Source organism: Gemmatimonadaceae bacterium (assembly GCA_036504815.1).
Taxonomy (GTDB): domain Bacteria; phylum Gemmatimonadota; class Gemmatimonadetes; order Gemmatimonadales; family Gemmatimonadaceae; genus PNKL01.
Genome location: DASXUN010000012.1, coordinates 269,029 through 282,643, shown reverse-complemented (window position 1 = coordinate 282,643; position 13,615 = coordinate 269,029). Strand labels below are relative to the sequence as shown.

Genomic DNA, 13,615 nt, shown 5'->3' with positions numbered 1-13,615 from the left:
TCTAGGAAGCGTTACGGTGCCTGTGTCACGGAATTGTCATGGCCGCGCCACTGGCAGCATTGCGCTCCGCGACTACAGTCGGCGAGCGCGCACCCGTGGCGGCGCGGTGGAGTCAGCGCGAGCGCCGCCAGCGACTCCAGCATGGCGGGATGCGCCTCCAGCGCGCCGATGCGAACGAACGCGGTGCCACCGGCATGGAAGAACGATTCCTTGCCCTGAATGCCGATCTCCTCGAGCGTCTCGAGGCCCTCGGTCAGGAAACCGGGAGTGATCACGGCGACGCGACGAATGCCGCGGGCCGGAAGTGCCGCCAGGGTATCGGCCGTGGCCGGCGTGAGCCACGACTCGAAGCCGAATTTCGACTGGAACGTGAGCGTCGCGCGTTCCGTGGGCCATCCCGCGGCCGCCAGGAAGGCCCGCGTGGTGGCCTCGCAGTCGCGCGTGTACTGGCGCCGCTCGCGGCGATCGTACCGCACGGGGATGCCGTGGAACGAGATCACCAGATGCTCCGGCGCCTCGTCGAGGCCCGTGAGCGCCGCACGGAACCGTGCGACGAGCGCCGCAATGTACCCCGCCTCGTCGGGCGCGATGCAAAGTGGGCGCGCGCGATCCGCGATGCCGCTGTGGGCCGCGGCTTCATACACGCGCCGGATGGCCGTCCCCGTCGTGGAGCCCGTCCGCTGCGGAAAGAGCGGCACGGCGATGATCGGCCCATCGGTCTCCGTGGCCAGCCGGGCCATCTCGCTGTCGATGGACGGCGCCCCGTAGCGATAGGCGGCGCTGACCGTGAAGCGGCCGTTGGCCAGCGCGCGCAGTCCGGCGACCATCCGCTCCGTTTCGACCCGCAAGGGCGAGCCGCCCTCGGCCCAGATCGAGCGATAGAGTTCCGCGACACGCGCCGGGCGGCGGCGCAGCACCACGCGCTTCAGGAACGGCTTCCAGAGCCAGGATGGGAGGTCCACGACCTCCGGATCGCTGAGAAACTCGAGCAGGAACTCGCGCACGGCGCTTGGGTCCGGCGCTGTCGGTGTGCCGAGATTGATGAGGAGCAGGTGCGAGCGGGGCATGCGCCAAGAATAATCGGTCGGGGCCATCGGCGAGGGGCGCAACTGGAAGCGACGGTGCGGCACGAGTATCTTGCGTTCGCGGCGCCAATGGGCGTCGCGCGGCGAACGGCCCGGATGGCGGAACTGGCAGACGCACGGGACTCAAAATCCCGCGAGGGCAACCTCATGTGGGTTCGATCCCCACTCTGGGCACTGATGCAGCGGGCGGAAATGACGAGCGGGGCGCCAAGGCGCCCCGCGTCGTTTTCCTAATGTGGCGAACTAGCGCAGCGCGTCGATGATGGCGTTCAGCGTGGCACTGGGCCGCATCGCCTTCGTCGTCGCGACCAGGTCGGGGTGGTAGTACCCGCCCATATCCACGGGCTTGCCCTGCGCGGCAATCAACTCCTGGTTGATCTTCGCCTCGTTTTCGGCGAGTTGCTTGGCAACCACCGCAAACCGCTGCTGCAGCTCCGCGTCCTTGGTCTGCGCCGCCAGCGCCTGGGCCCAGTACAGCGCGAGGTAGAAGTGGCTGCCGCGATTGTCGATCTCGCCGACCTTCCGCGCCGGCGACTTGTTGTTGTCGAGGAACTTGCCGATCGCCGTGTCGAGCGTCTCGGCGAGCAGCGCGGCGCGCGCGTTGCCGAACGTTGCGCCAATGTGCTCGAGCGAGGCGCCCAGTGCCGAGAACTCGCCCAGCGAATCCCAGCGCAGGTAGCCTTCCTTCTGGAATTGCTGCACGTGCTTGGGCGCCGAGCCGCCGGCGCCCGTCTCGAAGAGCCCGCCCCCCGCCAGCAGCGGGACGACCGACAGCATCTTGGCCGACGTGCCGATCTCGAGAATAGGGAACAGGTCCGTGAGGTAGTCGCGGAGCGCGTTGCCGGTGACGGAGATCGTGTCGAGGCCCTTGCGAATGCGCTCCAGCGAGTACTTCATCGCGTCCACGGGGGACAGGATGCGGATCTCCAGCCCCGTCGTGTCGTGCTCCTTGAGGTACGACTCGACCTTCCCGATCACCTGCGCGTCGTGCCCGCGCTGCGCGTCGAGCCAGAAGATCGCCGGCGCGCCCGTCGCGCGGGCCCGCTTCACGGCCAGCTTCACCCAGTCGCGAATGGCGATGTCCTTGGTCTGGCAGGAGCGGAAGATGTCGCCCGTTTGCACTGCCTGGGCCAGCACCGTCTCACCCGTCGCCTCGTTCACGACGCGGATGGTGCCGTTCGCCGGGGCAATGAAGGTCTTGTCGTGCGAGCCGTACTCCTCGGCCTTCTTCGCCATCAGGCCAACATTCGGGACGCTCCCCATCGTCGCCGGATCGAACGCGCCGTGCGCCTGGCAGTCCTCGATGATGGTCTTGTAGATGGTCGCGTAGCAGCGGTCCGGGATCAGCGCCTTGGTGTCGTGAAGCTTGCCGTCGGGCCCCCACATCTTGCCGGCATCGCGCACCACCACCGGCATCGACGCGTCCACGATGATGTCGCTCGGCACGTGCAGGTTGGTGATGCCGCGGTCGGAATCGACCATCGCGAGCGCCGGACGCTTGCGGTAGACGGCCGCGATGTCCGACTCGATGGCCGCGCGCTGGTCGGCCGGCAGCGCCTGGATCTTGGCGTAGATGTCACCCAGGCCGAAGCTCGGGTTGACCCCCAGTTGCGCGAAGGTGGCGGCGTGCTTGTCGAAAACGTCCTTATAGAACGCGGTGACCGCATGGCCGAAGATCACCGGGTCCGAGACCTTCATCATCGTCGCCTTGAGGTGGAGCGACAGCAGCAGCCCCTTGCTCCTGGCGTCCTCGATCTGCTCGTCGAAGAACCGGCGCAGCGCCTGTACGTGCATCACCGACGTGTCGACGATCTCGCCCGCCTGCAACGGCGTGGTCTTCTTGAGCAGGGTGACCGCGCCGTCGGCCGCGACGAACTCGTAGCGCACATTGGCCGCCTGGGCCATCGTCGTGGACGTCTCGCTGCCATAGAAGTCGCCGTCCGCCATGTGCGCGACATGCGCCTTCGAATCCGGCGCCCAGGCGCTCAGCTTGTGCGGGTGCTTCCTGGAGAACGCCTTCACCGAGAGCGGAGAGCGCCGGTCGGAGTTGCCTTCGCGCAGCACCGGATTGACCGCGCTTCCGAGCGCCTTCGCATACCGGGCCTGCACTTCCTTCTCCGCGTCAGTCTTCGGCGATTCCGGGTAGTCGGGGATCGCGTACCCCTGCGCCTGAAGCTCCTTGATGGCCTCCTTCAGCTGCGGGACCGAGGCGGAGACATTGGGCAGCTTGATGATGTTGGCTTCGGGGCGCTGCGTGAGTTCGCCGAGTTGCGCGAGCTGGTCGGGAATGCGCTGCGCCTCCGTCAGGCGCTCCGGAAAGAGCGCGAGGATGCGTCCGGCGAGCGAAATGTCCCGCGTCTCCACCGAGACGCCGGTGCCCTTGGTGAAGGCCTGCACGATGGGCAGGAGCGAGAGAGTCGCCAGAGCAGGCGCCTCGTCGATCTGGGTCCAGATGATGGTCGAGGTGTCGGTCTTCACAGCTTCTCCGTATGTCAGTCGGCGACGCCGGGATGTGCCAGGCGCGAACAGGAAGACCTTAATCTAGCAGATAAGACGACGCGGGGACGCCGCCCGTTCACAGGCGACGTCCCCGCATCTCGTGCAATCCGGGCGCACCGGCATGGCAGGATGGTGCAATCAGTCGACCCCTCCAGCCGACCTCCCGCCATGCCGGCGCGCGGCGCGGTCTACTGCGCCACCAGAATCAGGAACTTCGAGCCCGCCCAGAACGACTGCGGCTCGCGAATGCTCACCGTGTGCAGCAAGCGTCCCTTCGAGTCGGGCGGCGTGGCGAGCGCGGTCAGGTTCTGCCGCGTGATCACGCGATACTTGCGGTCCTGGTTGGGCAGGGTGATGTCACGCACGTTGCGCATGTCGATCGGAGTGAACGCCGTCGGATCGAGCACGCGGGCCGGGACCACGGTGCGCCCGATGCCCAGGAAGCCGCCCACCTTCTCGATCACGTGCTGGGCCGCCAGTTCATCGGCGGTGCCGGCGACGTAGTAGACCGTGTTCTGCTCCGCAATCACGGAATCGCGCTCGACCGTCAGCGTGGCCGTGTTGCTCGCCAGGCGGACGTTCTCCGTCTTGAGCTGCGTGTTCTCCTGGCTCAGCGCCTCGATCTGCGCCGTCATCGCGGCAATCTGGTCGCGCTGCGAGGCGATGATCGAGCGGAAGGACGTCACGACGGAGTCGAAGGCGGCCAGCCGGCGCGACTTGCTGGCGTCGGTGCCCGTGAGTTCGGTCACCCGCCGGCGGCTCTCATCAAGGCGCCGTTCGCTGGCATTCAGGCGTTCCGTCACCTCGCGCACCTGCGCAAGGATCATCTCCCGGCGCTGCGACGGCGTGAGATTGTTCTCCAGGTCGCCCTTGGTGCCGCTGGTCTGGCTCGCCTTGAGGTTGCGCACCGTGCCCAGCTGCTGGCTGAGGTCGCTGATGAAGGTCGCGTTGCGCGACACTTCCAGCAGGACGGAGTCCTTCTGCGCCGAGATCGACTGCTCCTCGGCCAGGCTCTTCATCGTGTCGGGGCGCGATTGGCCGCAGGCTGCCAGCAGGAGGGCAGTCGCCGCGGTAAGGGTCAGTGCTCGCATGGTAAACTCCTAGTGATCGCGCTTGTGGGTCCAGCCGGCAACCGCCGCCCGGAAGAAGAATCCGTCGCGCAGCGACATGCCGCGCAGGATGATGCTCTGGTCGAGCTTGAGGTCGAGGGTGAGCGTCGTCGTGCCACCTTCTGACACCTCAACCATGTCCTCGAGTTCCACGAAGAGCCCGTGGTGACCCTTGTGCTCGAACTCGATGCCCGGGCTCGACGTGGCCGAGAGCACCGTGCCGTCCTTCAGCACAATGTTCGACCGCGCCGGATCGATCACCAGGCGCACCGCACGATAGAGCCCGGTGTCCACCGGCGTGGCGCCCAGGAACGCCGTGACGCCGTTCCGCAGCGTGAGCAGGTTGAACACCTGGTTGGGGGTGGCAATGGTCACCCACTTCGTTGAGTCCGAATCTTCATCGTGGTCACCGTCGTGCCGCACCGAGTCGGCCGACGTCGAATCGTGGTCGCCGTCCTCTTGCTCGATGTCGTCGTTGATCTCCGCGGAATCCGTCACCTTGCGGCGGGCGTCAATACGCTCGACGAAGATGTTCACTTCCTTCACGGAATCGATCGGCAGCGGGGCGTCCGTCAACCGCACGGCAAGCATCCCCTGGCCGGGGCGCAGGCGGGCCCCGGTAACGGAGTCGCCGGAGCAGGCGGCGAAGGCGAGAACCGCCGTGAGCAGCAGGGCACGCGTCAAGCGTTGCAGCATGGGTCTACCTCCTCGAGTAATCATCGGTCCGGGGGGCGCCATTCCGGCTGGGATGCCGGAAGGCGGTGGAGCGCAATGCACGGCCGTGGGCGCAGGCGCCACGGATTACAGCCAGAAGCCGACGCGTACCGGGAACCACAGGCTGCTGCGGCCCGAGGTGAACGCGCTGGTGAAGCCCGCCTCGGCGAACCATCGTGGCGCGCGCGTCGTGAATTCCGCGCCCACGCCGAACTGCACGCCGAGATTGGTGTCGCTGCGATTGAACGAGTCAATGAAGGAGGTGCGGGCGTGGTACACGCCCAAACCGCCGAATTCGTAGAAGCGTCCGTTGCCCTCGCGATGCACGAGGTTGCCGGCGAGCGACGAGTACGAGTACGCGTCTACGCCGCCGCGCCCGTCGAAATGATCGAGCGCGAGGTCGCCGCGCAGCGACCACCGCGGCGCACGGAGCCGTCCTTCGGCGCGAATCCCGATGGCGGCGCCAGCGTCGGCCGCGTCCCCGAGGTCACCCGCGGGCAATGACAGTCCGCCGGAGAGGCCGAAACGGATCGGGCCTGAACTGGAGGCCGGAGCCGTCGGCTGCTGTCGCACCGGCGGGCGTTGGGCGCCCGCGACGTGGGCGACAGAGAGCGCCACGGCGCACGTGGCAACAGCCATCGTTCTGAGTTGGGACAGTGTCATGGAGACCTCGGCGGGCGATTGGGGGAGCCGGCGCAACGGCGCGCCGCGTGGATTCGCACTGCTCGAGGCAAGGTGGGGGGGCGGCCACTTCCACTCCATCAGCCGCGCTCCGAGTCCGCCGTGAGACGTCGTCCTACGTGCCGCCGGGTGTCAGCAGCCCGTGTCGCGCGACGTATTGCACGATGTCGGCGTTGGAGGCGAAACCCATCTTCACGAGGAGCCGCGACCGGAAGGTACTGACCGTCTTCACACTCAGCTGCAGGGCGGTCGCCGCCTGCGTCACCGTCAGTCCCGAGCCGAGCAGCATCAGCACTTCGAGCTCGCGGTCGGAAAGCTGGTGGTGCGGCGGTGCCACCAGGTCGGGGCCGAGGGCCAGCGCCAGCCGCTCGGCCAGCTCGCGACTGATGTAGCGCCCGCCGCTCGCCAGCCGCGTGACCGCCTCGAGAAGCTCGTCCGGTGTGCGGTCCTTGGTCATGTACCCGGACGCGCCGGCGCGCAGGGCACGGGCGGCGAACTGGTCTTCGGGATGCATCGTCAGGACGAGAATCTTCAGGTCCGGTGCCGCCGCATGCACGCGCCGGAGCACGTCGAGAAACGGCGGCCCCGGCATGGAGACGTCGAGCAGCAGCACATCGGCCGGCGTTTGCGTCGCCAGGTTGATGGCGCCCTCGCCGTCCTGGGCCTCGCCAACGACCGTCATGCCAGCACGCTGGCTCAGCAACTCACGGAATCCGGCACGGACGACCGCGTGGTCGTCGGCGATGAGCAGGCGGATCATGCGGTTCTCCGGAGCGGGTCATCCGCGGGAAGGGTGAGCGTGACGGCGGTGCCGTTCGGCGGGGCGCGGCGCACCTCGAGGCTGCCGTCGCAGGCAGCGGCACGTTCGCGCATGCCGAGGATCCCCATCGAGCGGGGATTTCGCACCTGCTCCTCATCGATGCCGCGCCCGTTGTCGACGATGCGCAGGGTCAGCACGTCCTCGTCGCGGCGCAGATGGATGAGCACCATCGTGGCGGCGGCGTGACGCATGATGTTGGTGAGCGCTTCCTGCGTCACGCGGTACAGGACTGTCGAGCCTTCGGTGTTGATCGGCAGGGGCTCGGGCGGGAGTGCCAGCGTCACCGGCACGTGGGTCTGCGCCGTGAACTGCTGCGCCGCGTACTCGATGGCGGCGAGCGGACCGAGGTTGTCGAGGACACCCGGTCGCAGTTGGAGCACGATGCGCTGCACGGCCTCAATCGCCCGGTCCAGCGTGGCGACCGCCCCGCGCACGTGGCGCTCCGAGTCCAGGGAGCCGCGGAGCTGGGTGCGCTGAAGCGCGGCGCCGAGCCCGATCTTCGCGGCGGTCAGCGCCTGGCCCAGTTCGTCGTGCACCTCGCGCGCCACCCGGCGACGCTCATCCTCGTGCGCGGTAAGCAGGAGATGCGACAGGCGCGCCAGGCGGCCCTGGCTGGCGTTGGCCTCCGCCTGGAGCGCGGCAAAGAGGAGGTTCATCACGCCAAGCAGGACGAGGAAGAGCTGCAGGGCGAAGAGGTTGGTCGTTGGGCTGAAAATGGTGAACGGCCCGTACCCAGCCAGCGTGCGGGCGCCGGCGACAAGGGCCACGAGCACGGTCGCCAGCGAAGCGCCTCGCAGGCCGTACCGCAGGGCGATCCATCCGGCGAGCGGGAAGACCGCGAAGGCCAGTACGCCCCAGCGCGCGAAGACGACGTCGCAGCCCACGGCGAGGAGCGCGAGCAGCATCGCCGCCTCGATGCGGGTGCGACGCTGCGGCTGCGGATCCGGAGGGCGCGACGCCCAGGCGAAGAGCAGCGGCGCAACCACCACCACGCCAACCGCGTCGCCCGTCCACCAGACGAGCCAGAGGTTCAGGCTGGTCTGCCAGGTGGTGGCAGACGTGAGCACGAGCGTGGCCACGCCGACCGTCGCACCGATCATCGTGCTGATCGCGCCGGCATAGGCGGCGAAGGCGGCGATGTCGCCCACGCTCTCCGGGACCTCGCGGGCCCCCCACGCGCGTCGCAGCAGCCACGCCCCGGCGATCGCTTCGAGCACGTCGCCGGCCGCGATGACTGCGGCGCCGCCGAGCGATATGCCGTTGGATGCGTTCAGCACGAGCGCTGCCGCCGCCACGCCGGGCCACAGGCGCGGTCCGTATCGGTACAAGGCGAAGATTGCGATGCCTGCCGGTGGCCAGAGCGACGAGACGGCCCGGTGCTCGGTGGCGGCGTTCAATGAAAGCCAACCGGCGGCCGCGTACGCGACAAACAAAAGCGTCGCGCGCACCAGATCGCGACGACGCGGCTCGGCGGCCAGTTCCAAAAAGCGGCGACGCGCGTCGTGGAACATGGGTATGGAACGGGCTGGGGTGGCGCTCAGTGGGGGTCCTTGTCGCCGATAGGTTGTCCTACACGGGGCAGGGCCCCCAGTTCCCAATCTCCCGGCGGTCGACCGGCTCGCTGTGCGCGGCGTCACAGCTGCCCCGTCTCAACCTCTAGCTCGTCGCTCGAGCCGATCGCCTCGCGGCTACTGAAGCGCAGGGGCCGCCGTCGCGCTCCAGTCCACCTCCGAGCCCCACGTGCTGTGCGGAATCGCAAAGACACCGAGCGTGACCACTGCCGCCACGATGATTGCCGCGCGCGCGTCGCGCTGCCCGCGCATGCGCCACCACACGAATGCCCAGGCGATGGCGGCGAACAGGGTCTTGTTGTCCGTGAGGTCCCAGCCGAAGGGAATCCCCGTCCACCACGCGCCAAAGGCGATCTTCTGCATCAGCGGGCCAAGCACGAAGCCGCCGACCGCCAGAAGCGCCATGCCGATGTACGCGTCGCGTCGGGCCTGCGGCGCGCGGACGAGGGCGCCGAGCGCTGCCGCCGTGGCGAAGAGCATGAAGAAGAACATCGCCGACACGTGCGGAATCAGGACGTAGGCAGGAACGGCATCCCGGAAGCGCGTGATGGCCGGACGCTCGGGAAAGACCGCCGACTCGCTGCCGCGCGTCAGGTGCACCTGATACTCCAGCTTGCCGGCCACCGGCTGGTGGGGGAGGGCCGCCCGGAGTTCGCCGCCCTCGCGTGCCAGGGGAGTCCGTTGCCAGGCTTCCTGCGTGGGGTACCGGCGCCACGCGATCTCACCGGCGATGGCCGTGTCTGCGGCCGCGATGACGACGGGCTGATCGCCGGGCCCACCGTGCGTGCGGGTGAGTTTCAGCTTGAGTGCTGTGCCGCCCAACTGAACCGTGCCGCGCGCGGGATAAGTGGGACCCGTCATGCGCTGGTAGACGGCCGAGACCAGGGTGATGACGACGGCGACCACCCAGAGGATTCGACGATTCTGCATTGTGCCTCAGTCCGCAAGGAGGTTTCGACGTGAAGCCTCGATGGGCGAATTGTAATCGGGGAGAGCTCGAACTACTGCGGCGCGACCGGGCTGAGCAACGCGCGCAACTGTTCGGGTGAACCGGGCTTCTTCAACGCGCCGGCGACCTTGAGATGCAGGCCGGTGGCGAGCATCGGCGCGAGCTGCAGGATGCGCTCGTCCATGCCACTGACGAAAATCAGCGTGCCCGAAAACTTCAGGCGCGCCAGCTGCTGGATAAACTCCATGCCATCCATGTCCGGCATGGCCAGGTCGAGTACGATGACCTCGGCTGCGCCAACGTCGGAGCCGAGTATTGCCAAGGGCTCCTTGGCAGCGGAGAACACCACGACATCGGAATGGCCGATGGTTTCGAGCTGTCGAACCAGAAGGCGTTGCGCGAAGGGGTCGTCGTCCACGACGAAGATCTTCATGGCGAGGAAGATCGCGCGGGATGTCCGATTGCGTCAGTCGAAGCGTCCTGTTAAGCTACCTTAACAGTCTTGAGTCCACCGCATCAAGGACGCGCAGCTCATGGAAATCTGGAAGCGATACAGCGAAAAGGAAGTGTCGCACTCGATGGCGCACTATCTCCAGACGGTCGCGCTGCTCAAGGCCGAGAAGGGGCACGCGCGCGTCGGCGACATCGCGGAGCATCTGGGCGTCTCGAAGAGCGGCGTCACCTCGATGCTGCGTTCGCTCGAGAAGCGAGGCTTCGTTCGCCACGAGCGCTATGGCTGCGTCGAGCTCACCAACGAGGGGTCCGGCTTCGCGTCGCGCACCGAGTCGAGCCGGCGCGTGCTCTCGATGTTCCTGACGGAGATCCTCGGCGTCCCCGAGGATGTGGCCACCGAGGACGCCTGCATGATCGAGCACCTCGTGAGTCCGGAAGTCTCCGTGGAGTTGCTGCGGTTGACCACCTTCATGCGCTCCAAGCATCCGGCCGCGGCGCTCTTTCGCGATGCGTACCGCACCAGCCCGCGCTCCTGCAAGGAGCATGAGCCGGGCGCCTGCGACCTGTGCGGCGCCACCTGCCTGCGTGACTCGCTGATCACGCCCATCGGCCGAGCGTTGCAGCGCGCATGAATCCGCGTTCCCACCTGCCGCGCCAGCACGCCACCACGCGTTCCCTCGATCGGCTCGCCATCGGGGAGCGCGGCGTCATCGCCAGCGTGGACTGCCCGCCGCCGATTGCGCGGCGCCTGATGGAGCTGGGCCTGACGCCTGGCACGGAGGTCGAGATGATCCGGCGGGCGCCCTTGGGCGATCCGATGGAGATTGCGGTGCGGGGGGTGCATTTGTCGCTACGGCGGACTGAGGCGCGCGGGATAGATGTCGCGGACCTCTGAGGCGCGCCCGCGCCGCATTGCCATTCTGGGCAACCCGAACGCCGGGAAGTCCACGCTCTTCAACGCGCTGACGGGGCTGCGACAAAAGGTCGCCAACTATCCGGGCGTGACGGTCGAGAAGAAGACCGGGTTCTGCGACCTGCCGCACGGTCAGCGCGCGGAGATCATCGACCTTCCGGGGAGCTACAGCCTGCAGCCGGCGTCGCCGGATGAGATGGTGGTGCGTGACGTCCTGCTCGGGCTTCAGCCCGACACGCCGCCTCCCGATCTGATCGTCTTCGTCGTCGACGCCACCAACCTGGATCGCCACCTGTATCTCGCGTTGCAGGTGATCGAACTCGGCCGCCCGCTCATCCTGGCGCTGAACATGATGGACGCGGCGCGCGCGCAGGGACTGCGCATCGAGACGGACGCGCTCGAACGGCAGCTCGGCGTGCCGGTGATCGGGATCTCCGCCGCCAAGGACGAGGGACTCGACCGGCTGCGCGAACTGATGACACGCGATGTCGAACCCTCGCTGCGGCACTTCCGCGAGTGGCCGGCGCACCTGGAGCGCGTCATCGAACGGCTGGAGCAGCGGCTGCCGCGCCGCGAAAGCGTGCCCGAGCGGGCGCAGCGCGATCTCGCCATTGCGATGCTTCTCGACAACGGGGATGACGACGCGCTCGAGCGGCACGTTCCGCCGGAGACCCTCGCGGACGCGCATCTCCTCGCGCGGCGCCTCGACGAATTCCAGCCCACCTGGCGTGCCGGCGACGTCGCGGGCCGTTATCAGGCCATCACGGCGCTTGTCGCGGAGGCGGTGAACGTGCCGGCCGGCACGCGCAAGGATGCCCGGCGCGAAGCCATCGACCGCGTGCTCACGCATCGCATCTTCGGCCCGATCATCTTCGTGGTGCTGATGGGCGCCGTCTTCCAGTCGGTCTTCGCCTGGGCGCAGCCCCTGATGAACCTGATCGACTGGGGGATGACGGGCGTCGGGAACGCCGTGGGATCGGTGATGGCGGAAGGGCCGCTGCGTTCGCTGCTGGTGAACGGCGTCATTGCCGGCGTGGGCACTACGCTGACCTTCGTGCCGCAGATCGCGATCCTGTTCCTCTTCCTCTCGATTCTCGAGGACAGCGGGTACATGGCCCGCGCCGCCTTCATCATGGACCGCGTGATGTCGCGCGTCGGCCTGTCGGGGCGCTCCTTCATTCCGCTCCTGTCGTCCTTCGCCTGCGCGATTCCGGGGATCATGGCGACGCGGAGCATCGACAATCGCCGCGACCGGTTCGCGACGATCATGATCGCGCCGTTCATGTCGTGCAGCGCCCGGCTTCCCGTCTACGCCCTCCTGATCGGCGCGTTCGTGCCGAACCGATGGGTGGGGTTCGTGACCCTTCCGGGGATCACGCTCTTCTCCATGTACTTCATCGGCATCATGGCGGCGATCCTCGTGGCGTGGGCGCTGAAGCGCACCGTCCTGTCCGGCGGCATGCCGCTCTACGTGATGGAGCTCCCGCCGTACCGCCTGCCCGCGTGGCGGTCGGTCTTCGTGACCGTGCGGGAGCGCAGCATCCTCTTCACGCGCAATGCGGGAACCGTGATCCTCGCCATCACCGTGGTGCTGTGGTTCCTGGCGAGTTATCCGCGCGGGAGCGAAGCGGCGCGCGCATTCGAGCGCGAGCGCGTGGCGGCCGTGGCGGTGGCGGACACGGCACGCGTCACGATGCTCGACCGGCACATCGCGTCGGCCACGCTGGAACACTCGTTCGCGGGGCGGGCCGGCAAGCTCATCGAGCCGGCCATCGCGCCGCTCGGCTTCGATTGGCGCATCGGCATCGGGCTGATCACGTCGCTGGCGGCCCGTGAAGTGATGGTGTCGACGATGGCGACGGTCTTCAATCTCGAGAGCGGCGAGCGTGCGGTGCAGCCCCTGCGCAAGAGCCTGCGCGAGGCCGTCGACTCGCGCACCGGCCTGCGCGCCTACACGCCGCTGACCGGCCTCAGCCTGATGGTGTTCTACGTGCTCGCCTGTCAGTGCATGTCGACGCTGGCCGTGGTGCGGCGCGAAACCAACTCGTGGCGCTGGCCCATCTTCATGCTGCTGATGATGAACACCATGGCCTGGCTGGCCTCCTTCGCCGTCTACCAGGGCGGGCGATTGCTGGGGTACGGTTGATGGGTGGCCTCGGCTGGCAGGATGTGGCGGTGGCGTTCCTCGCCGCCGGTGCCGTGGCGTTTCTCATCTGGCGCCGCCGGCGTCGCGCGCGGCCAAAGCCCACCATCGTTTCCCTGGGCCGGGCACCGAAGCGCCCGCCGGGACCTGGCGCGGCCAATGGCTGATCTGTTCGCCTTTCTTGCCGCGAATGGCGTTGCCTACGAACGGGTGGATCATCCGCCCGTCTTCACCATCGAGGAAGTCGAGCGGCTGGTGCCGCCGCTGCCGGGCGCGCCGACCAAGAACCTCTTCCTGCGCGACAAGAAGGGAACGCGCCAGGCGCTGGTCGTGGTTGGCGCCAGCAAGCCCGTGGACCTGCGCGCGCTCGCGGCGGCGACGGGATTCGAGCGGCCCAGCTTCGGGTCTCCCGACCGGCTGCAGCGCTGCCTGGGCATCGCGCCGGGCAGCGTCTCGCTCCTCGCGCTCGTGAACGATGCGGCCCACGCGGTCGAGGTGTTCATCGACCGCGACATCTGGGGCGCGTCGGCATTCCACTGCCACCCACTCGTGAACACGGCCACGGTCTCGATTCCGCACGAGGGGGCCGAGCGGTTCCTGCAGGCGACGGGGCACACCTTCCGTCTCGTGGACATCCCCGCGGCGCGTTCGTAGGGATTTGCGCGGCGGCGCGGCGCG

The 13,615-nt window shown here is 68.1% G+C and carries 14 protein-coding genes and 1 tRNA gene; 6 read left to right on the top strand and 9 right to left on the bottom strand.

What is annotated here, in order from left to right; genetic code table 11:
- Positions 1 to 11: 11 nt before the first annotated feature.
- Positions 12 to 1,067, bottom strand: a complete 1,056-nt coding sequence (gene hemH, locus VGJ96_06440) for a ferrochelatase (GenBank protein ID HEY3286743.1) — start codon at positions 1,065 to 1,067, stop codon at positions 12 to 14.
- A 108-nt stretch (positions 1,068 to 1,175) separates the two neighbouring features.
- Here hemH and VGJ96_06435 point away from each other — a divergent pair.
- Positions 1,176 to 1,259: transfer RNA gene (locus VGJ96_06435), tRNA-Leu, on the top strand.
- A gap of 69 nt (positions 1,260 to 1,328) precedes the next feature.
- Here the strand turns inward: VGJ96_06435 and VGJ96_06430 are convergent.
- The 8 genes from VGJ96_06430 to VGJ96_06395 all read right to left on the bottom strand — a co-directional run bounded on the left by VGJ96_06430 (position 1,329) and on the right by VGJ96_06395 (position 9,861).
- A complete protein-coding gene (locus VGJ96_06430; protein ID HEY3286742.1) occupies positions 1,329 to 3,563 on the bottom strand; it encodes an NADP-dependent isocitrate dehydrogenase in 2,235 nt (744 codons plus the stop codon).
- A 209-nt stretch (positions 3,564 to 3,772) separates the two neighbouring features.
- Positions 3,773 to 4,675: a hypothetical protein gene (locus tag VGJ96_06425; protein HEY3286741.1), complete on the bottom strand. Its 903-nt coding sequence runs from the start codon at positions 4,673 to 4,675 to the stop codon at positions 3,773 to 3,775.
- Between the two features lie 9 nt (positions 4,676 to 4,684).
- Positions 4,685 to 5,389 (bottom strand): DUF4382 domain-containing protein, encoded by a 705-nt coding sequence (locus VGJ96_06420; protein HEY3286740.1) that lies wholly within the window; start codon positions 5,387 to 5,389, stop codon positions 4,685 to 4,687.
- 105 nt (positions 5,390 to 5,494) lie between these two features.
- Positions 5,495 to 6,025 carry a hypothetical protein gene (locus tag VGJ96_06415; GenBank protein ID HEY3286739.1) on the bottom strand — a complete coding sequence of 177 codons (531 nt, stop codon included), beginning with the start codon at positions 6,023 to 6,025 and terminating at the stop codon, positions 5,495 to 5,497.
- A gap of 178 nt (positions 6,026 to 6,203) precedes the next feature.
- Complete coding sequence (locus VGJ96_06410; GenBank protein ID HEY3286738.1) at positions 6,204 to 6,848, bottom strand: response regulator transcription factor; 645 nt, start codon at positions 6,846 to 6,848, stop codon at positions 6,204 to 6,206.
- On the bottom strand, positions 6,845 to 8,419 hold the full coding sequence (locus VGJ96_06405; GenBank protein ID HEY3286737.1) for an MASE1 domain-containing protein: 1,575 nt from the start codon (positions 8,417 to 8,419) through the stop codon (positions 6,845 to 6,847). The genes VGJ96_06410 and VGJ96_06405 overlap by 4 nt, the downstream gene beginning before the upstream one ends.
- 177 nt (positions 8,420 to 8,596) lie before the next feature.
- The gene (locus tag VGJ96_06400; GenBank protein HEY3286736.1) at positions 8,597 to 9,409 is read right to left on the bottom strand and encodes a hypothetical protein; all 813 of its coding nucleotides are present in this window, start codon (positions 9,407 to 9,409) and stop codon (positions 8,597 to 8,599) included.
- A gap of 71 nt (positions 9,410 to 9,480) precedes the next feature.
- A complete protein-coding gene (locus VGJ96_06395; protein ID HEY3286735.1) occupies positions 9,481 to 9,861 on the bottom strand; it encodes a response regulator in 381 nt (126 codons plus the stop codon).
- A gap of 100 nt (positions 9,862 to 9,961) precedes the next feature.
- Between VGJ96_06395 and VGJ96_06390 the strand changes: the two genes are divergently transcribed.
- The 5 genes from VGJ96_06390 to VGJ96_06370 are packed head-to-tail and all read left to right on the top strand — an operon-like array spanning position 9,962 to position 13,591.
- On the top strand, positions 9,962 to 10,513 hold the full coding sequence (locus VGJ96_06390) for a metal-dependent transcriptional regulator (GenBank protein ID HEY3286734.1): 552 nt from the start codon (positions 9,962 to 9,964) through the stop codon (positions 10,511 to 10,513).
- A complete protein-coding gene (locus tag VGJ96_06385) occupies positions 10,510 to 10,776 on the top strand; it encodes a FeoA family protein (protein HEY3286733.1) in 267 nt (88 codons plus the stop codon). Before VGJ96_06390 ends, VGJ96_06385 begins: the two co-directional genes overlap by 4 nt.
- Positions 10,760 to 12,940: a ferrous iron transport protein B gene (gene feoB, locus VGJ96_06380; protein HEY3286732.1), complete on the top strand. Its 2,181-nt coding sequence runs from the start codon at positions 10,760 to 10,762 to the stop codon at positions 12,938 to 12,940. Before VGJ96_06385 ends, feoB begins: the two co-directional genes overlap by 17 nt.
- Complete coding sequence (locus VGJ96_06375; protein ID HEY3286731.1) at positions 12,940 to 13,104, top strand: hypothetical protein; 165 nt, start codon at positions 12,940 to 12,942, stop codon at positions 13,102 to 13,104. The genes feoB and VGJ96_06375 overlap by 1 nt, the downstream gene beginning before the upstream one ends.
- Positions 13,097 to 13,591 carry a prolyl-tRNA synthetase associated domain-containing protein gene (locus tag VGJ96_06370; protein HEY3286730.1) on the top strand — a complete coding sequence of 165 codons (495 nt, stop codon included), beginning with the start codon at positions 13,097 to 13,099 and terminating at the stop codon, positions 13,589 to 13,591. Before VGJ96_06375 ends, VGJ96_06370 begins: the two co-directional genes overlap by 8 nt.
- Positions 13,592 to 13,615: the final 24 nt, after the last annotated feature.